We start from the raw sequence: 22,692 nt of genomic DNA on the forward strand, positions 1-22,692 counted from the left end.
CTCTTCCTGCTCTGTTTAGGTCAATGCCGCCAGTTGCTGTGCCTGACGCTGTGCGATTTGTGTTTCCTCAACACAAAATGCCTGGACCACGAGCTGATAAATATGCGCCAGATCGGCAATGTCCTGTATCTGTGCAGATTCATTGATTTGGTGGATGTTGTCGTTTTTCAAACCAAATTCAATGACCTGAGTATGATTAGAAGCAATAAAACGGCCATCCGATGTACCGCCATCTGTGGTCAGCATGGGGACCTGACCCACCACGCTCTCTATCGCACCACAGATCAGGGCAACAAACTCATCCGCCTGATTGAAATAAGGCGCACAAGGGCGCTGCCACTCAATGTCATAATTGAGGTCTAAATCCAGCAATATATCGTCAATCAGTCGTTTCAGCTCCGCTTCGTTAAAGCGACTACTGTAGCGAATGTTAAAGCACACATCGCAGGCACCCGGGACCACATTATCGACAAACTCACCACTGTTGAGCTGCGTCACCTGAAATGTGGTACCCGGCATTTGCGCACTGCCTTCGTCCCATTCCAGTGCCAGTAAACGCTGCAACAGGCGTGAGGTATGATGCGTGGCGTTATCACAGTTATGCGGATAGGCCACATGACCCTGACGGCCATAAACCCGAATATGGGCAGACAAGGAGCCGCGACGACCTATCTTAAGCACATCACCCAGCGTCTTACGACTCGATGGCTCTCCCACCAAGCAATAATGCGGCAGGTGATCTACGCCTTGTTGTTTCAAATGGCTCATGAGCACAGCTGTACCGTGTTCCGCCTCTCCCTCTTCGTCGCAGGTAATCAAAAACATCAGGCTACCGCGGCTGCATTGTTCGAGCAGAGACTCAACAGCCGCAATAAAGCAGGCTATTGCCCCTTTCATATCGGCTACCCCGCGACCATATAAGCGGCCATCCTGGATCTCTGCAGCAAAGGGCGGACATTGCCACAGCTCGACCGGCCCGGGCGGCACAACGTCCAGGTGACCGGCAAACGCCAGGGTTTCACCTGGTCCAAATACTCTTTTCGCCACCAGGTTTCTGACCCCCTGACGAGTGACTTCATGACAATCAAATCCGAGTGACTGAAGCTTACGGATCAGGAAACACATGCTGCCAGCATCTTCAGGTGTGATGGATTTATAACGTACCAGCTTCTGGGTCAATGCAATGGCATTTTCACTTAATGACTGGCATTTTTCCAAGGCAAAGTCGGCAACTAACATATTGGTTTCACTCACTCGTTTTAGCGCAAAGAACATATGGGGCAACGGCATTTAGCAACGTAGCCACGGTGAACTAGCTAGACGAGTTATTGACAAGAAAATTCACATTTTATGAGAATTTATTGCGCTCGCGCATGGTAATTATTTTTCCTTTACTTTTTGCGCTGATTGCACCTGACGGCCCCTAAAGAAACCCGCACATCTTTCGTCTTTATGACAATCAATATTATTTCACGCCCCCGTGCGTGCGATTTAAGGTAATCAAAGGCAGAAAAATGAAACTATATGACGTGATTGGGATCGGGTTCGGCCCGGCCAACCTGGCACTGGCCATCGCCCTGAAAGAGCAAAACAAACTGAGCGATCGAGTGTGTTTTATCGAGAAACAGCCGGACTTTTTGTGGCATGGTGGGATGCTGCTGGACAACACCGATATGCAGATCTCTTTCCTCAAAGATCTGGTTTCATTACGCAACCCAACCAGTCATTTCAGCTTCATTAATTATTTACATAATCAAAACCGCCTGGACAGTTTCATCAACCTGAAGACCTTCTATCCTTCTCGTCATGAATTCAATGACTACCTGCGCTGGTCAGCCAGTCACTTCCGTGATCACTGTCACTTTGGCGAGCAGGTCAATGACGTTGAGCCAATTATTGTCGAAGGTAAAGTTGATCACCTCAAAGTCACCAGCCGGGATGCCGAGGGCAATCAAAGCGTACGCCTGACCAAAAACCTGGTTGTGAGCGTTGGCGGCTCGGCGAAAATCCCTGCCCCATTTGACGCACTGAAAGACAGCAATCATGTTTGGCACTCGTCACAGTATTTGCACAACAAGCATAAAGTCAAAGCGGGAGATCGCGTTGCGATTATCGGTGCGGGACAAAGTGGTGCTGAGATTTTTGCTGATCTGGAAAACATGACTGAGCAACCACAGGTTGACTTAATCATGCGCTCCGGCGCGATGAAGCCTGCTGATTCAAGCCCATTTGTAAACGAGATCTTTGACCCTGCATTCACCGATGTGGTGTTCGACAAGTCGCCAGAGCAAAAAGACCGCTACTTTAACGAATTCAGAAGCACCAACTACTCTGTCGTCGATGAGCCATTGATTGCCAGTATTTATGCCAGCCTGTATGACCAGAAGCTCAAAGGAGGCGATCGCCTGGCCATTCGTCACCGTACCTCCGTCAATAGCGCAGCGATTGATACCGAAGGTAAGATCAATCTGGAGCTGGAAGATGTGCAAAGCCGCGGGACGCAAAAATACGACCATTTAATTCTGGCGACTGGCTACCAGTACCCCAGCCGCTCGCCGCTCCTTGAGCAATTGGCAGAATGGCTGAAGCCAGATATCAGTCGCTATTATCAAATTGAAACGGCCGACAACTTTATGCCAAAAGTGTTTACCCAGGGCGTCAATGAGCAAACCCATGGCATCAGTGACTCCTTACTGTCGGTGTTGGCGGTACGTTCAGCGGAGATCGTCGAAGCGCTCGACCTGTAATCAAATGTGCCGGGGAGGACATTCAGTCGCTCCCCAGCCCCACCGCTCAGAAAGAATAGCGGGATACTTCACGCCCGGCGTCATCCAGCAGCTGACAACTTTCATTGCTGGTACGCCAAAGCGCTCGCGGGCTGCTGAAGCTGTAGCCGCCGGTCTGCGGATCTATGTAGTTGGAATAGACCCGAGCAGGTGCCTGAGGCGCCAGCTGGGCCCCCTCCGGGAAAATAAATTGCGCATCCCCCTTTACGGCGCGAATTTGCCAGCCACTGATGTCCACACGGCAATCTGACATATTAAATAGCTCAACATATTCATCACTGAAATCTCTATTTAAACGCAGGCAGGGGGCTTTTTCTATCACACTTGATTACACCAGCCTGTGCGCACCCAGTCGATCTGCTGACACAAAAAAGCCGTGCATTCGCACGGCTTTTTTACCTTCGACTCTGACGTGCTTAATCAGTGCACAGCAAACTGTCGTAAACGGAGGTGAGTACCTCTTCGGCAGCAATGATCTGACGATGATCATAATCCAGATGCGTCACATCAAACTCAGCGTCCAGCTCTGCAAGATAGGCATCCATCGCTGCCTGATCTGCCTGATTTGACCACCAGGCATGCGCTTTTGCCGAGGCTTCCTGAGCATACTGCTGCGGCGCTCTGGCCAGGCGTTGCAGTTCATAACCCGCCGCCAGTAAAGCCGTTAATTCCGCTTCAGGCAGCTGACTGAGCGTATGCTCAAAGAGGTCAGCAAATTGCGCCTGATGCGTGATCAGCCACTGAGCCAGCGTGGCTGGGTCCCGGACAGTCTCATCCAGCCCCTGCTGCAATTGCGTCACCAGAGCGTGATGCAATGCACTGTCAGGTGCCAGACTGTAGCCGCCGATCCATGACAGCGCCCAGCTACGCCAGTCCAGACTACTTTGCGCCGCTTCACCGTGAGGGTTCCAGCTGTCAACCAGATACAGGTGACTCACCGTTCTGCCTCGCGCAGTCAGTGCATTGGCAACCAGTGCCGCCAACGCGCCACCCAAAGACCAGCCCAGCAGTTTGATGGTGCCATTCGGCTGAGCCTCATCCAGTGCCTTCGCATAATGCTGCGCCAAATCGGTCAGCGTACTGAACTGGGCGAGCTGTTTTGCAGCCGCCACACCGATACAATTAACCTTACCCGCCAGCTTCTCAGCCAGCGGACGATACGCGACCGTTAAGCCACTGCCTTCATGCAGACAGAAGAGATTATCTGCACCTGCCACGGCATCATTGAGCGGATGCAGGATAAGCTCGCTCTGGTGCGTCATCTCAGCCACCAGGCTCGCCAGATCCGGGGCTTGCCACAACTGTCTGACGGCCAGCGGCAGTGCATTATGTTGCTGCCACATACTGATCACTTTCAGACCATTGATAGAGTCTCCACCCAGCGCAAAGAAGTTATCCAGACGGCCAACCTGCTCTACACCCAGCACGGTTTGCCAGATAGCGGCCATCGCCTGTTCAACTTCCCCCTGGGGTGCCACAAAACTGGCATCACTTTGTAACTGTGCCTTTGGCAGGGCTTTACGGTCAATTTTACCATTGCTGTTTACTGGCAGATCCGTCAACGCCATGATCACTGCAGGAACCATATAATCAGGCAGGTTCGCCGCCAGGTTGGCTTTCAGCTCGACCTCGTCTGGTACACTCCCATCGTGACCACTCACATAAGCCACCAGGCGTTTACCAGCTGGGGTATCATCAGCAACAACCACTGCCTGACGCACGGTATTGTGCTTACGCAGCAGGGTTTCAATTTCCCCTAATTCAATGCGGAAGCCACGGATCTTCACCTGATGGTCGGTCCGGCCCAGGTATTCCATCAGCCCCTGCTCGTTCCAGCGCACCAGGTCACCGGTGCGATACAAGCGGCTGCCATCATCGGCAAATGGGTTCGCCACAAAGCGCTCCGCCGTCAGGTCCGGACGGTTCAGATAACCCCGTGCCAGACCGATTTCTTCGGCCATATACAGCTCACCTATCTGTCCCGGTAACACCCGCTTTAACTGACTGTCCAGCACCCAGGCCTGACGTTGTCCCAGCACCTCACCAATGGGCGCGTACACCGCATCAAACGAGCTGCCCGGCATCGCCTTCCAGGTCAAAGGCGTCACCACTGTCTCGGTCGGACCATATCCATTGATGAAAAAGTCCGGCTTCAGTACTCGCTGCGCCAATTCAAACGAGGCCTGTGGCATGGCATCCCCGCCAAAACAGTACACTCGCACTGGCGGTGGGTTACCCACCTGCTCAACATAGGCAGACAACTCGCGCAGGAATACAGGCGGGAACACCACGGTCGTAACCCCTTGCTGATGCAGATTCTGATAGGTTTGCTGTAAATCCCACTGCTGCTGTGGACGGATCACCACAGTGCCGCCATGGGTTACCGCAGACAACCATCGTTCATGGGCGCCGTCGAAACAGAAGGACATAAAGATCAATTCGCGATCTGCCGAGGTCAACTCGTAGCGGCGACCAATGCCGCGACAGTGTGCGGCAATTGAACCCCGACTCACTAACACGCCTTTTGGATTGCCCGTTGAGCCTGAGGTGTAAATCACATAGGCTCCCTGAGCCGGATACACCTGTGGCTGCTGCCATTGCTGGTTCAACGGAATATCTGCCATCCGATGCAAGCGGGCCTCCCCGGCAATCTCATTAAGACTATGATCGCTGACCAGGATGTGCTGCATCTGACTGTCGTTGATCATGTATGCCAGACGCTCTTTTGGATAACTCAGGTCCATAGGCACATAGACCGCGCCGGCCTTAAGTACCGCAAGGAAAGCCAAAGGTAAGTCGATGCCACGGGTCAGTGCCACCCCAACCCGCTGCTCTGGACCCACCCCCTGCTCACGCAGATAATAGGCCAGCTGGTTAGACTTTTCGTACAGTTCTTTATAGCTGTAACTGTTGCCCTCACAGGTCAGGGCTTCAGCATCAGGTGTTTGCTCGGCCAGCTGGTTTAACGTCGACACCACATCCTGATACTGGGTTGCGGCCAATTGTGGCGGCTGACCCGTCAGTAAGTAAATCGGCTCAACGGCGCCACTGTGCAACGGCGTGATTGCCTCACCAAAGCCCTGCTGTTGCAGTGCTTGCTGAATATCCAGTGGCATAATATCCAGATCCGACAGGTTCAATGTTGGCTGAGTTACAAAGGCGCTGAGGATCTGCTGTAAGCCCGCCATCAAAGTTGCGATCCGCTGCTCACTGAACAGCTCCTGTGCATAGTCCAGCTTCAGGGTCAGTTCACCGCTAAAGCTCTCGCTGGTATTGAGTACCAGATCGAACTGTGCCTTGGTCTTAGGCAATTCACTGGGTGCTATGCTCAGTTCCGGCAGGTTGACCAGCTCATTGTCATCCTGACGCTGGTGACTCATAACCACCTGAAACAGCGGCTGCTGACCTACGGTACGCTCCAGCGACAAGCTGTCCACCAGCTTTTCAAATGGTAAATCTTGGTTGGCCTGAGCCTCCTGCAAACGGGTTGCAACTTGTGCCACCACCTGTTGTAAGCTCAGCTCACCACTGAGTGTCGATTGCAGGACCTGAGTATTGGCAAAGAAGCCCACAATATCCTGGCTATGGCTGTGTTGACGATTAGAAATCGGCATGCCAACGCGGATCAGAGACTGGCCACTGTAGTGATGTAACAGCACGTGCCATGCCGCCATCAGCACACCAAATAAGGTGCTGTTTTGCGCTTGGGCAAAGCGCTCCAGTGCCTGTTTCAGTGCATCATCCACCACCACTTGCTGTGCAGCGCCATTGTTTTCATACAGATCACTGCTGCGATCCGTTGGCAGGGTCAGATGAGGATGTTCATCCCCTAACAGCGCCTGCCAGTAAGCAAGCTGACGTTGCTCCTCCCCACCGGCCAGCCAGTTGCGCTGCCACAATGCGTAATCACGGTACTCTGGCTGGGCTGCGTCAATGTGCAAAGTGTCACCTGTGACTGCGCTCTGATATGCCGTAACAAAATCACGCACAATCAGCTTCATTGACCAGCCATCCGACACAATGTGGTGCATCACAACGACCAGCTCGTGTCGGGTGTCATGATGTGCAATCACACCAACCCGCAATAAGGGGTCACGGGTCAGATCAAACGGTGTATTAACCAGTTTCGCCTTGAACGCCTGCTGCGCATGTGCACTGGTCGCTGTGCTGCGGGCAATCTCGCAGGCATAGTTATCATCCACGTACTGACTGATCTTACCGTCAGCATGCTCAACAAAGCGGGTTCTGAGTACACTGTGCTTACGCAGCACAAAATCAAATGCCTGCTGAAGCGCATCCCAATTCAGAACACCATTGAGGCTGAGGCCGCCTGCGATGTGATAAGCATCGCTTTGCGGCGCCAGTTTCCACAGGAACCACTGACGTGCCTGTGCATAGGATAACCCCTGGTAAGCCTGCTCAGGGGCGCTGCGCACAAGTTCAGGTATGCTGCTCTGCGCTGATCCGACCCGTTGCACCAGACTGTGCAGCTCAGGAGCCGCAAAAATATCGGCCAGAGATAAGTTCATACCACGCGATTGCGCCTGAGAGATCAGCTTCATGCTGCTGATTGAATCTCCGCCCAGCGCGAAGAAGTTATCCAGTCGGCCAACCTGCTCAATGTCTAACAGCGTTTGCCAGATAGACGCCATCGTCTGCTCCACCTCACCTTGTGGCGCTTCGTAGCTAACCAGGCTTTGCTGCTCTACCTTGGGCAGGGCCTTACGGTCAATTTTACCATTGCTGTTCACTGGCAGATCGGCCAGCACCATGATCACCGCCGGCACCATGTAGTCGGGCAACACTGAAGCCAGCTCAGCCTGCAATTCGCCACTGTCTACTGTCATCGCCTCATGGCCACTGACATAGGCAACCAGTCGTTTGCCCGATGGTCCTTCGTCTGCGACCACCACAGCCTCGCGTACGCCTTCAAGTGCGTACAACGCCGCTTCAATCTCACCCAGTTCAATACGGAAACCACGGATTTTCACCTGATGGTCGGTACGGCCCAGATACTCCAGCTGACCCGCACTGTTCCAGCATACTAAGTCGCCACTGCGATACATGCGGCTGCCATCCGCCACAAAGGGGTCTGCCACAAAGCGCTCAGCACTGAGATCGGCACGATTCACATAGCCACGAGCCAACCCGGCACCGGCAATGTACAGTTCACCGGCAACCCCCGGCGGACACAAGTTCAACGCTCTGTCGAGTACATAGAGACGGATCCCCGCAATGGGCGCCCCAATTGGCACAGGTAACGCCGCATCGCCATGACAGGTAAAGTGACTGACATCAACCGCCGCTTCCGTTGGACCATAAAGGTTGTACAATCTGGCTTCTGGCAGTTTACTCAATGCCTGTGCCTGGACTTCACTGGGCAGCGCTTCACCACTGCACAGAATGCGACGAATACTGGTCGCCGTGTGGACCTGTTCATGGCTAATAAACGCCTGTAACATAGACGGCACAAAGTGCAGGGTCGTAACGCCAAAGGTGTTAATGGTTTCGAGCAGCTGAGTACTGTCTTTGTGTGCACCCGGTTGCGCTATCACTAACTCAGCGCCATACATCAGCGGCCAGAAGAACTCCCACACCGACACATCAAACCCAAACGGCGTCTTTTGCAGCACTTTGTCATCGCACCCAATCGGATACGCCGACTGCTGCCAGGCAATACGGTTGTATATCGCGCTGTGCTGATTGCCAACCCCTTTCGGTTTACCAGTTGAGCCCGAGGTATAAATCACGTAGGCCAGCTGGTTCGGGGCTATGTGGTGTTGTGGCAGCTGCTGTGGATAATCTTCTAACGGCACACTACGATAAGGTACACACTGTGCAAGCTGAGACAGGCTCGCCAGTCGCTCTAGTGAATCATCCCCGATAAACAGCGACAAATCGCTGTGCTCGGCGATATAGGCAATACGCTCTAACGGCAGTGACGGCTCCAGCGGCACATAGGCTGCACCCGCCTTAACCACCGCCAGAATGCTGACCACCATCTCCAGGCTGCGTTCAAAGACCAGTGCAACTTTGTCTTCTGCACCGATCCCACGGGCATTTAGATAGTGGGCCAGCTGATTCGAGGCACGTTCAAGCTCACCATAGGTCATACTCTGCTGGCCAAATCGCAGCGCCACAGCATCACTGGTGCGGGCACTTTGTTCACTGATCAGAGTCGTGATCGGACGCTGATATGCATGCGCTGGCGTACCTGTACCCATCTCTATTAGGGTGCTGAGCTGTTGCTCATCCTGCAATGGCAGTAAAGACGCAAGCTGACACTGGTCGCCCTGTGTCATCGCCAGCAGCAAGTCTTTAAACTGAGTGGCCAGCGCACGGACATCGGCTTCAGCCAAAACACTGCCCTGATAATTGAAGCGCAGACGCAACGTCTCTTCTTGTATAAATAACACCGTCAGCGGGAAGTTCGTTTCATCACGATCTTCGATGATCTCAAAATGCGTCTGGCGCTCACCTTCTTGCATCAGTGCCTGATCGATAGGATAGTTTTCAAATACCAGTAAGGTATCGAACAGACCATCACGACTAAGCTCCAGCGATTGTGCCGCCAGTTTTTGGATTTCATACAGAGGCGTAAATTCGTGCTCACGCACTGCCAGTGCCGTACTTTGTTGCGCCTGCAACCAGTGCGTCAGTGACTGGGCCGGATCTACGCTCGCCACCATAGGGACGGTATTGATAAACATACCCTGGATAGCCTCGTGACCTGGCAGGTCGTTCGGGCGACCCGCAGTCGTCGCACCAAAGCACACGGTATCTCTGTCAAGATAACGGCTCAGCAACACCGCCCAGGCGCCCTGCACCAGGGTATTCTGGGTGATCCTGTGCTGCTGACAGAAAGCAGTCAGCTGCGCATACTCGCGCTCACTGAGCAGTACATCCAGACCACCGAATTGTCCGCTCTGTGGCTGAGCAAAAGCGCGACTCAGGTAGCTTGGCTCCTCCAGCTCAGCCAGCTGCCCCTGCCAGAATGCCAGATTCTGTGCTTCGTCCTGCGCTGTAAGATACGCAATATAGTCACCATACTGGCCACGTACCGGAGCAAGTGACTGACCTTCATATGCCGTCAACACCTCGCCCATCATCGCAGAGCGACTCCAGCCGTCGGTCAGAATGTGATGCATGGTCCAGATCAGCGCATGTTGCTGCTCGCCCAGTGTGATCAGAATAACGCGGTTTAATCCAGGCTCAGTGGTCAGGTCGAAACCGCGACGAGATTCATGATGTGCCAGCTCACGTAATCGTGTTTGCTGCTGCTCTGGCGTCAGCGTTTGCCAGTCCAGCTCCTGCCAGTCCAGTACAGCATCGCGATTCACATACTGCAAGGACAGGCCGTCCTGAGTAATAAACCCGGTACGCAGCGCATCGTGACGCTGCACCACCTGTGTCCAGGCGTCTTTAAATCGCGCACTGTCCAGGCGGGTGATCATAAAGCAGCTCTGGCTGACGTAGGCTTCGCTTTGCTCAAACAGGCTGTGGAACAACATGCCTTCTTGCATCGGTGACAATGGATAAATGGTACTGATCTGATCCAGCGGCAGCGGCAGCGACAGGGCGTCGATTTGCGCCTGAGACAAATCGGCCAGCGGCAGATCAGAGGGAGTAAAGGTGGCCGGAGCCTGCTCACAGTGAGCAATCAACTCAGCCAGTGCATCCGCAAAATGCGCAGCCAATGCAGCCACGCTCTGGCGCGCCAGTCGCTCTTTGCCATAACGAATACTCAACTGTAACTGACCCGCGATAACCTGGCCGGTGATCGTCAGCTCACTGTCCATGGCAAACTGCGGATCCAATGCCGTGCCTGTGTGTTCGTCCGCCGGGCGCCAGTTTTGTGTATCAGCTGTGCTGTTATCCAGCTGACCCAGATAGTTAAACTCAATGGCTGCACCACCCAGAGCGGCCAACTCTGCCTGCTGGGCTTCACTGCCATAATAGCGGAATGCCCCATACCCAATCCCTTTATTGGGTATGTCGCGCAGCTGTTCTTTGTTGAACTTGATGGTCTGAGCAAGTTGCTCATGGCGCGTCAGTACCACCGGGAAGAGGCTAGTAAACCAGCCAACCGTGCGGCTCAGGTCAACCGTGTCTGTCCAGGCCTCCCGGCCATGTCCTTCAAGGTTAATCTTATGGCTCGCCTGTCCGGTCCAGCGGTACAGTGCATCACTCAGGGCACTGAGCAATAAGTCGTTAACCTGAGTGCGATAGGCCTGACCCGCACGCGTCAGCAAGGCCTCGGTTTGAATCGCATCCAGCGTCACCTCAGCCACCTCTGAGTCTCGATAGTAGCGGCTGCCTGTATCGTTTAGCTCAGGCAAGACACTGTTGACTCCGGCCATACTCTGCCAGTAGGTAAATTCGTTTTCATGCTGTACCGGGTATTGCTGAATTTGTTGTGCCCAGAACTGATAGCTGTGGCTCTTAGTGCCCAGCTCGGCATCAGGTTGTTGCCACAACCGCGTTAAATCTTCCAACAAAATCCGCCATGACACGCCATCGACCGCGAGGTGGTGCACCACCAGTAATAATCGTGCACTGCCGTCTTCCACCGTCATGTGTACGGCGCGTAACAATGGACCTTCGCTCAGGCTCAGACTTTGCTGAGCCTGCTCCGCCAGCGCTGTGATTTGCGTAGAATGAGTATCCCGATACCAGATGCTTTGCTCGGCCATGTGTGCGTCAAACGCCGCATAGGCCTGCTGCCACTGTCCCGTCTCATTTTGCAGATAACGCAGTCGCAATGCATCATGGCGTTCGAGCAGGGCAGAAATAAGTTGCGTCAACAGCTGCGCCGCCATTGGCTCAGCCAGGTGCAGCATGACCGCCTGGTTCCAGTGAGTACGATTGACCATATCACGCTCGAAGAAGGCATGCTGTATTGGCAGCAAACTCACCGCGCCAGTCACCTCTTGTTGCGGTATGGCATCTTCGCTTAACGGGGTCATCAGAGGGGCCAGATTGGCAACCGTTTGGTGTTCAAAGATCTGCTTGGCGCTCAGAACAAACCCTGCCTGACGCAGTTTAGCGATGATCTGCAGGCTCAGGATCGAGTCGCCACCGAGTGTAAAGAAGTTATCGTCCCTGCCCACCTGCTCAAGTCGCAGTAACTGCTGCCATATCTCAGCAAGCAGCATTTCCTGCGCCCCTTGTGGTGCCTGATAGACTTTATCAGCCTCCGCCTGTGGCGCAGGCAGTGCTTTGCGGTCGACCTTGCCATTATGGGTCAATGGCATCTGTGGCAGTACCATGAGCAGGCTGGGTACCATGTAATCCGGCAGCTGAGCCGCCAGTGACGCGCTCACTTGCTGACTGTCCAGTTCAATGCCCGCAGCCGCGCTGACATACGCGATCAGGCGGGTTGAGCCAGTTCCCTGGTCAGCCACGACCACGGCGTGCTCTACTCCAGGGAAGGCCAGTAGTTTTGCTTCAATTTCGCCGGCTTCAACCCGATAACCGCGGATTTTAAGCTGCTGATCACAACGCCCGACATATTCCAGCTGACCCTGCTGATCCCAGCGTACCAGATCTCCCGTGCGGTACAGACGACTGCCATCGTTGTCGAACGGATTCGCGATAAAACGCTCTGCTGTGAGTCCAGGTTGTTCAAGATAGCCCCGCGCCATTTCAGCACCGCTGATATAAAGTTCACCCGTCATGCCATACGGCAGTAATTGCAGGCTTTCATCAAGAATATAAAGTGCGCGACCACCGATTGGCTGACCAATGGGCACATAGTTACTGCCAAGTGCAGCACCTTGTTGCTGAGTCCAGGCCAGCGGTGTGATCACCGTCTCCGATGGACCATAGGCATTGATAAAGCGAGTGTCTGGCGCATGCTCTAAGAGGCTGGCACAGTGCTGTGCAGACCAGGCTTCCCCGCCGACAATACATAAGCGAAGCGGTGCAGGCAGAGACTTAAATTGCTGCAAATACGCCGGTGTGAAGCCCATAACGGAAAGTTGCTTGTCCCTTGCAAACTGCTCAAGCTCGGGCTGAGACAGCAGCTTGAACTCATCCAGCACCACACATGCCCCAGCCAGCAACGGCCCCCATAACTGCTCAATTGAGGCATCGAAGCCAAAGGAAACAGATATCGCACAGCGGTCCTGTGCCTGATATTGATAAAGCGACTGTACGGCGTTGCAGTGACCCTGTAAGGCCTGATGACTAACGGCCACTCCCTTAGGAGTCCCGGTGGAGCCAGACGTATAAATCACATAAGCCAGTTGTTGAGAGTGGATAAGCGGCTCAGCTCGCTTGAGATCGTCATTGGCACACAACTCAGGGCGATACTGGATCAGCGTTTGCGCTTCGCTCTGATAGTCAGTATTCACAGTGACCACCCACTGACACTGCGCTGTAATAGTCGTGACACGCGCAGCAGGTAGCTCGGCATCAACAGGCACATAGCAGGCGCCGCTTTGCAAAATAGCCAGGAAACTCACCACGGTATCAATATCACGTCTGAATACCACCGCAACTTTGTCTTCGCTGCGAACGCCCTGCTCGATGAGGTAATGTGCGAACTGCTGGGCACGTGCCTCCAGTTCTGCATAGCTCAGTGTCTGGTCAGCCAGGCTCAGTGCCACGGCATCCGGCGTTAATGTCGCCTGGCGACGCAGTTGGGTAACCAGATTGTCAGCTTGATCGGCACCGGCCAGATAAGGAGTATACTCAGGCAGCAACCTTTGTTGCTCAGAATGTGGCAGCACATTGAGGGTGCCTACAGGCTGAGTCAGATCGTGCTGCATCGCAGTCAGGATTGTTGTCAGACCATAGAACAATGCCTCAGCACGCTCAGTACTGTATTTTGCGCTGACATAATCCAGTGACAAAGTCACTGAGCCGTCTTCGCGCTCCAAAGAATTTAATACCAGCTCAAACTGCGCAACCTGGGTATCAGCCTGGCCCTCCTGAGCTTGCAGACCGCCGAACTCAGTCAGGGCATTTTCTTCCACGCGTTGGTGGTTATAAAACACCTGAAACAACGGGGACGCTGCCAGGTTGCGTTCCAGATCCAAGCTATCCAGCAACTTTTCGAACGGCAGATCCTGGTTGGCCTGAGCACCACGCAGCGCCTGATTTATGCGAAGCAAGACACGCTCCAGTGAATCACTGCCTTGGATCTGACTGTTGATCACCTGAGTATTAACAAAGAAACCGACCATGGCCTGAGTGCCGCTATGATGGCGGTTGGCCACCGGCATGCCTACCCGGATCTCGCGCTGGCCACTATACTTGTGTAATAAGATCTGCCACGCGCTCATAAGCAGGCTAAACAGTGTGACACCTTGTGTCGCTGCCAACGCCTGCAATGTTTTGGTCTGCTCCTGGCTCAAGTCATGAGTGAGGGTGTTGCTGTGAAGCTGAGTATCATCCCCCTCAAGATCGCTGGGCAGAGCAAGCGTTGGATGCTCATCCCCCAACTGGGCCTGCCAGTAGGCCAGTTGCTGCTGCTCTGCACCATCGGCCAGGTAATCACGCTGCCACTTAGCAAAATCGCTATACCGTAAGGCGTCTGCTGCCACATCCAGTGTTTCACCGTTGCGGGCCGCTTCATAACCACGCACAAAGTCCGCAACAATCAGCTTCAATGACCATCCATCGGAGACAATATGATGCATGACCACCACCAGCTCATGCTGCTGTGGTGCATCACAGATCACACCGACCCGGACCAGCGGTCCCTGGGTTAAATCAAATGGCGTGGTGATCAGTGTCTGTTTAAAGTCACTGCGTTGTGCCTGTGTCGCACCAAGCTCCAGGTAAGCGATCTGACAAGGGCTGGCTTGCAGCGTCTGTGTCGAGACGGTGCCTTGCTGATCTTCAACAAATACCGTGCGCAGCGCAGCGTGCTTGTTCACCAGGTGATCAAAAGCCGACTGCAATGCGCTGCGGTCCAGCTCGCCGGTTAAGTGCAATGCGCTGGGTAAGTGATAAGCGATGCTCTGCGGGTCAAGCTTCCACAGGAACCATTGACGTTCCTGCGCATAAGACAGGCCACGATATTCATTTTCCTGACGCGGGATCTCTGCTATCGCACTGCCCGCATTGAGACTGGCAGCCAACGCCTGAAGTGTCTCGGCACCAAAGAGCGTCTGAATGTCGAGGGCTATCTCTTTGTGCTTGGCTTGCGCAATCACACGCAGGCTGCTGATAGAGTCGCCCCCCAGTGCGAAGAAATTGTCCAAACGACCAACACGCTCAACACCCAGCACATCCTGCCAGATGGCAGCCATCGCTTGCTCAATGTCGCCCTCTGGCGCCACATAGCTGACTTCGCTTTGCAACTCAGCTTTGGGTAAAGCTTTGCGGTCTATTTTACCATTGCTGTTCACTGGCAGATCCGGCAACGCCATGATCACTGCAGGTACCATATAATCCGGTAAGTTCGCCGCCAGTATGCTCTTTAACTCTGCATCGTTAGGCAGTGCACCATCATGTCCGCTGACATACGCCACCAGGCGTTTTCCTGCTGGCGTATCGTCGGCAACAACCACCGCTTGACGCACTGTGTCTTGTTTACGCAATAAGGTTTCAATTTCACCCAGTTCGATGCGGAAACCACGGATCTTAACCTGGTGGTCAGTCCGGCCCAGATATTCCATCAGGCCTTGTTCATTCCAGCGCACCAAATCACCGGTGCGATATAAGCGGCTGCCATCATTGGCAAACGGGTTGGCCACAAAGCGCTCGGCAGTGAGATCGGGACGGTTCAGGTAGCCCCTTGCAAGACCAATCTCTTGTGCCATATATAGCTCACCAATCTGTCCTGGCAACACCAGGTTGAGTTGGCTATCCAGCACCCAGGCCTGTCGCTGCCCCAGCACTTCACCAATGGGCGCGTACACCGCCTCAAATGAACTGCCAGGCATGGCCTTCCAGGTCAGTGGCGTGACCACAGTTTCAGTCGGACCATACCCGTTGATGAAGAAACTGGGTTTGAGCACGCGCTGCGCCAGCTCAAAGGATGCCTGTGGCATCGCATCCCCACCAAAGCAGTAAACCCGCACCGGCGGCGGATTACCTACCTGCTCCACATATGCCGACAGTTCACGCAAAAATACCGGTGGAAATACCACTGTGGTTACGCCTTGCTGATGCAGGTTTTGATAGGTTTCCTGCAGATCCCATTGACGCTCAGGACGGATCACCACCGTGCCGCCATGGGTTACTGCTGACAGCCAGCGCTCATGGGCACCATCGAAACAAAAAGACATGAAGATCATTTCGCGATCCGCGGCGCTCAGCTCATACCGACGCCCAATGCCCCGGCAGTGCGCTGCAATTGAGCCACGGCTGACCAGGACACCTTTGGGGTTACCTGTCGAACCCGAAGTATAAATGACATACGCCCCCTGCATTGGGTATACCTGAGGCTGCTGCCACTGCTCGGTCAGTACAATATCCGCCAGACAATGCAAAGTTGCCTCACCGGCAATCTCATCCAGACTGTTGTCACTGACCAGAATATGCGCCATCTGACTGTCGTTGATCATATACGCCAGACGTTCCTGCGGATAGCTCAAGTCCATTGGCACATAAACCGCACCAGCCTTAAGTACCGCCAGGAAAGCCAGTGGCAGATCGATCCCCCGTTGCAGCGCTACCCCAACGCGCTGCTCGGGCACAACCCCTTGCTCACGCAGGTAGAAGGCCAGCTGGTTTGATTTCTCGAACAATTCTTTGAATGTATAGCTGTGACCCTCGCATGTCAGGGCCTGTGCATCCGGTGTTTGCTCGGCCAACTGGTTCAGCGTCGACACCACATCCTGATATTGCGTGGCCGCCAACTGCGGCAGTTGACCCCCCGGAATATAGATGGGCTCCACAGCACCCGAGTGCAGTGGCGTGATGGATTCACCAAAGCCCAGCTTTTGCAGTGTCCGCTGCTGTGATTCACTGATCAGCGTAAGCGCCGACAAACGGCTTTGCGGTGACGCTATGATATTCAGCAGCAGGCGTCTGAATTGCTCTGCCAGTGCCTGAACATCGGCGCCGGCAAGCTCACTGCCCTGATAACTGAAATGTAACCGCAGCGTCTCTTCCTGAATAAAGCTCACCGTAAGCGGGAAGTTGGTTTCTTCTTTGGCCTCACCGACAGTAAATTTGGTCTGTTGTTCAGCACGGGTTTCAAGTGCTTCCGCAAGCGGATAGTTTTCAAACACCAGCAGGGTATCGAACAAGCCGTGCTTGTCCATTGCCAGATGTGTCGCCTGCTTTTGAATATCGTATAAAGGCGTAAACTCGTGTTCCCGACCGGCCAGGTTGGCCGATTGCAGCGCCTGTAGCCAGTGACTCAAAGACAGCTCAGGGCGCACTTCAACCATGACCGGCATAGTGTTGATGAACATCCCCTGGATCCGCTCTGCCCCTGCCAAATCGCTCGGACGCCCTGATGTCGTGGCACCAAAGCACACAGCTTCACGACCAAGATGGCGACTCAGCAAGAGTGCCCATACTCCCTGCATCAGGGTGTTTGGCGTCAGGTGCTGAGCTTTGACAAACTCGCCCAGCGCGGCATCTTCTTGCTCCGTTAGCAGTAAATCGAACGCGCTGTAACTGCCCTGCGAGGGCGTGGTAAAGGCCGAACTCAGATAGCACGGCTCCAACAATAAATCGGTTTGCGCCTGCCAGTAAGCCAGATTAGCGGACTGATCTTGTTGTGCCAGATAGGCGATATAGTCACGATATTGGGCCTCTGCCGGAGGCAAAGTGTGACCCTCGTACAAGCGTAACACTTCTCCCATCAGCGCCGAACAGCTCCAGCCATCAGTCAGAATATGATGTATGGTCCAGATAAAGGCATGCCGTTCAGGTGCCAGCTGTACTAACACAAAACGCAGTAAACCCGGCGTGCCATCAAGCTCAAAGCCCTGGCTACGCTGTTGCTGAGCCAGCTCATGCAGCTTCAGCTGTTGCTCATCCGCGCTCAGGTGCTGCCAGTCCAGTGTCTGCCACTGAGCAGCCAGGGTTTTAACAACAAACTGCAGCGGTTGTGGATCCAGACTTAAGAAGCCACTGCGCAGTACATCATGACGATCTATCACCGTCTGCCATGCGGCTTTAAAGCGCGTAGCATCAAGCCCGGTGATGTCCAGACTGGTCTGATTGATATAGGCTTCGCCCTGCTCGTAAAGACTGTGAAACAGCATGCCCTGCTGCATCGGCGACAGCGGATACAGGTCCTGCAACTCAGCACCGTTAATCGCTAAGGTATCCAGTTGTGACTGACTCAGTGCGGCCAATGGCACATCACTGGGGGTGAGGCAACCCGCTGCCTCTGTACAATGGCCGATCACAGCGACTAAGGCCGCCTCCAGATGCCTGGCAAAGGCCGTCATTGTCACTTCGCTGAGTCGCTGTGCACCATAGCTAATCACCAGTTGCAGGCGGCCATCGCTCACCTGACCATTGATACTGATCTCACTGTGTGGCTCAAAGTCCGGGCTAAAAGCGGCACCGCTGTGCTCATCGGCCAGACGCCAGGGGGCCTCTGACTGAGCCAGCGTATTGTCCAGCTGGCCAAGATAGTTAAACTCAATTTGTCCCAGAGGTTGGGCTGCCAGGCAGGACTGGGCTTGCGCATCACCATAGTATTTCAGTGCCCCATAGCCAATACCTTTGTTTGGCACGGTTCTGAGCTGCTCCTTGTTATGTTTCAGGGTGTCGCTCAGGGTGGCATGTCGGGTCAGCTGAACCGGATACAAGCTGGTGAACCAGCCTACCGTGCGACTTAAATCTGTGTCCAGATCCCAGGGTTCACGGCCATGTCCTTCCAGGTTGATCAAACACTCTGCCTGTCCGCTCCATTGATACAAGGCTTCACTCAGCGCGCTCAGTAATAACTCATTGACCTGAGTCCGGTAGCTTTTGCCAGCGTCGTGCAGCAAGGTCTGAGTTTGCTGTGTATCCAGTGTGGCCTGCACACTGGCACTGTGGGCAAGCTTACGGCTGCCCTCATGATTGAGGTCAGGCAAAGTCAACTCGGGAGCCCGCTGCTGTTGCCAGTAGTTCAGTTCGTCACTGTGAGTGTGAGCATAACCACTGAGCTGCCGCGCCCAGTACTGATAGCTGTGGCTTTTGCTGGCAAGTGAGGGGCTAACTTGCTGTTGTAACTGGCCATAAACCCGCGCTAAGTCGTCGAGCAAAATACGCCATGACACGCCATCCACCACCAGGTGATGGATCACCAGCAGCAAACGGGCACTGCCATCGTCCAGTGTCATATGCACCAGCCGGGTCACCTCAGCTTCGGCAATATTCAGGCTGCGCTGCGCTTCTTCGGCAAGCGCCGTTAATTGAGTCGCCTCAATACGACGCGACCAACAGCTGGCCGCTGCCTGCGTGGCATCAAATTCCGTATAGTGCTGCTGCCACTGCTGCGACGCATCTTTGACGAAGCGCAGACGCAATGCATCATGGTGTGCGATTAATGCAGACCAGGCTTGCTGGATCAGGGCCTCGTCCAGCGGTGTGTCCAGTGTCAGCAGCAGCGCCTGGTTGTAATGGTTTTTATTGTCCAGCTTGGTGGTCAGGAACTGTTTTTGAATCGGTAACAAAGCCACCTCACCTTCCACCTGCTGTGCTATCGCCTCAGCCTGGCTCAGTTCGCTTAACTGAGGCGCCAAACGGGCAATACTATGCAGTTCAAAAATCTGTTTTGGTGTCACCACATAACCGTGTTCACGCAATCCGGTAACAATCTGCAGACTCAGGATCGAATCGCCACCGAGTTCGAAGAAGTTATCCAGTCGACCAATTTTCTGCTGGCCCAACACGTGTTGCCAGACACTTGCCAGCGCCTCTTCACGCGCGCCTTGTGGCGCTTCAAATGGCGCCGATGAGGTATTGCTTACCTTTGGCAGGGCTTTACGGTCAATTTTACCGTTACTGCTTAACGGCAGCGTATCCAGCACCACTATCACCGCTGGCACCATATATTCAGGCAGGGCCTCGGCCAGTGTTGCTTTTAGTTGTTCGCTATCCAGAGTCTGCTCAGCGACGGCTGAAACATACGCAACCAGGCGTGTCGCAGCGCCACTGTCGTCAGCCACAACAACCGCTTCGCGTACCCCAGACGCTGCGTACAGCGCTGCTTCAATTTCACCTAATTCTATCCGGAAACCACGGATCTTAACCTGATGGTCGATACGACCGAGATAATCCAGCTGACCCTTAGCATTCCAGCTTACCAAATCACCACTGCGATACATGCGGCTGCCATCCGCCGCAATGGGGTCGGCAACAAACCGCTCGGCACTCAAATCAGGGCGACTCACATAACCGCGTGCCAGACCTGCACCCGCAATATAGAGTTCTCCGGCAATGCCTTGCGGACAGAGGTTCAAAGCGCGATCCAACACATATAACCGGATCCCCGCAATAGGTGCACCAATTGGCACTGGCAGATCAGCACGACCATGGCAGGTGAAGTGACTGACATCCACAGCCGCTTCTGTCGGGCCATACAGATTGTAAGTTGCAATGCCTGGTAACTTACGCATTGCCTGCGCCTGTACTTCGCTAGGCAACGCTTCACCACTACATAAGATCTGTCGAATGCTGGTGGCCGTAGCAACGGCTTCATGACCTAAAAACGCCTGTAACATTGACGGTACAAAGTGCAGTGTTGTCACGCCAAAGTGATTGATCGTGTCGATCAGTTGCGCACTGTCTTTGTGTGCACCAGGTGGGGCCACTATCAGCTCAGCACCATGCATCAGCGGCCAGAAGAATTCCCACACCGAAACATCAAACCCAAACGGGGTTTTTTGCAATACTTTGTCACCGGCATCAATGGGATAAGCCGACTGTTGCCAGGCAATGCGGTTGTATATAGCACTGTGCTGGTTACCGACGCCTTTGGGCTTGCCGGTGGACCCTGACGTGTAAATCACATAAGCCAGTTGGGTTGCGGGGATCTCATGGGTCGGCAAACTATGCGGATAGTGTTCAAGCGCCAGTGTCGAAAGTTCAACACGGGGCGCCAGATCTGCCAGGCTGTCCAAGCGTGTCAGTGAATGGTCACCCAAGAACAGGCTCAGGCCACTGCTATTGGCGATGTAAGCAATGCGATCTGCCGGTAAAGAAGGCTCCAGTGGCACATAAGCTGCCCCCGCTTTCACCACCGCCAGAATACTGACCACCATCTCGATGCTGCGTTCGAACACCAGCGCCACCTTGTCTTCCGCGCCAATACCTTGCGCGTTCAGATAATGCGCCAGTTGGTTTGTACGCTGCTCCAGCTCCCGATAAGTGAGGCTGTGCGAAGCAAAACGCACTGCAATCGCATCTGGTGTGCTGGCACTTTGCTGGCTGATCAGGGTTGTAACGGGCTGTGAATAGTCAAACACCTCAGCACCGGTCCCTGTGGTGATCAGGTCGGATACCTGTTGTGCACTTAGCAGAGGAACATTATTGACCTCAGCACTTGGGTCGCTCAGGCAGCTATCCAACATCATCTGCAATTGCGCCAGGCAAGCCCGCGCAAATTCAGCATCATACAGCTCACGGGCATAGATAAGGTTTAGACTCGTTCCTTCACTGAGGTCTTCAATCACATCCAGCTGCAGATCAAACGGCATACCGAAACGGTACATTTCGGTGTCCAGCAGAGAAACAGATTCCAGCTGGCTTAGATTGCGCTTATCTCGACGCAGGTAGTTAAACATCACCTGAAAGATAGGGTGAACACCGCTTTGACGTGCCGGCTTAAGTGCATTCACCAGCTGCTCAAATGGCAGATCCTGATTGTTCTGTGCCAGTCGGCTCATTGCCGTGTTTTTTTCTAATAACTGTACAAAACTGTCGGTATCTTCAAGCTGCAACGGCATCACCTGAGTGTTAACGAAAAAGCCGACAAGGTTCTGAGTTTCGCTGCGATGACGATTGGCAATCGGCACCCCGACACGAATATTCTGGCTGTCGCTGAGGCGCGCCAGCAGAGCCTGCCAGGCAGTCAGTAAGACTAAATAGGGTGTGACCTGATACTGACTTGCAAGCGCGCCGATGCGCTGCCATAGCGCTGCTGGCAATGTCTGTGTCTGCGTTGCAACCTGATAATTGAGGTCGTGTCTGTGCTGATTTTTGGCCGGCAAACGTAAGGTCTCTTCGCACTCTGTCAGCTGCTGCTGCCATACCGCCAGCTGGGTATCATAGCGTGGCTGATGGTCCTGCTCATTGTCCCATTTCGCAAACTCCAGATAGCCAGACGCTGGCGAGGCAATATCTTTACCAGCATAAAGTGCAATAAACTCATCTAACAACTGCTGCATTGACGTGCCGTCGGCGATGATATGATGCAAGGTCACGATCAGGCTGGTTCGCCCCTCGCAGCGGGCAATGGCAATACGCAACAAAGGCTCACTGCACAGCGCAAATGGTTGCTCAACGAAACGACGAATACTTGCCTGATCGCTATGATGCGCAAGTTCCAGCTCATGAACTGGCAAAGACTGATATCCGCCATCGCACTGCCAGACCTGCTCTTGCTCCTCAACAAACTGGATCCGCAATCCGGAGTGTTGTGCCAGCAAGGTCTCAAATGCTTGCCTGACCTGAGCGGTGTTTAATTCACCCTGAAAATGCAGTGCCCCGGCCAAATTGTAGGAGACATCCTGCGGGTCCAGCTTCCAGGCATACCAGAGGATCTTCTGTGCGGGTGTCAGCGGCACTCGCTCACCTGCTGTCAACTCAACCTGGAGCTGACCGGCATTGCTCTGGGCCTGGTCAATACGTGCTTTTAAGCGTTGTTGGTCTTCGGTTGATAGGGAGGAGATAGCGCGATTTCTTCTGGTACGTCTTTGCTGTGACATTCTGGCTCCACTGCAGTCAGTTTGATTCTGATTTCAAAATATGACTGCTAGACGAATGAACACGGCAA

At 54.0% G+C, this 22,692-nt stretch carries 4 protein-coding genes; 1 reads left to right on the plus strand and 3 read right to left on the minus strand.

Annotation, left to right across the window (positions count from 1 at the left end; genetic code table 11):
* Positions 1 to 15: 15 nt before the first annotated feature.
* On the minus strand, positions 16 to 1,239 hold the full coding sequence (gene dapE, locus ACXAH1_RS01670) for a succinyl-diaminopimelate desuccinylase (RefSeq protein ID WP_475193259.1): 1,224 nt from the start codon (positions 1,237 to 1,239) through the stop codon (positions 16 to 18).
* A gap of 275 nt (positions 1,240 to 1,514) precedes the next feature.
* On the opposite strand from dapE, the gene ACXAH1_RS01675 reads away from it, so the two are divergent.
* Entirely contained in the window at positions 1,515 to 2,747 is a 1,233-nt protein-coding gene (locus ACXAH1_RS01675; RefSeq protein ID WP_475193260.1) for a lysine N(6)-hydroxylase/L-ornithine N(5)-oxygenase family protein, read from the plus strand.
* Positions 2,748 to 2,793: 46 nt separating this feature from the next.
* On the opposite strand, the gene ACXAH1_RS01680 is transcribed toward ACXAH1_RS01675, so the two are convergent.
* Entirely contained in the window at positions 2,794 to 3,108 is a 315-nt protein-coding gene (locus tag ACXAH1_RS01680; RefSeq protein ID WP_475193263.1) for a lamin tail domain-containing protein, read from the minus strand.
* Between the two features lie 94 nt (positions 3,109 to 3,202).
* Complete coding sequence (locus ACXAH1_RS01685) at positions 3,203 to 22,624, minus strand: non-ribosomal peptide synthase/polyketide synthase (RefSeq protein ID WP_475193264.1); 19,422 nt, start codon at positions 22,622 to 22,624, stop codon at positions 3,203 to 3,205.
* Positions 22,625 to 22,692 lie beyond the last annotated feature (68 nt).

The organism is Pseudoalteromonas sp. AWH4_217, from assembly GCF_056161105.1.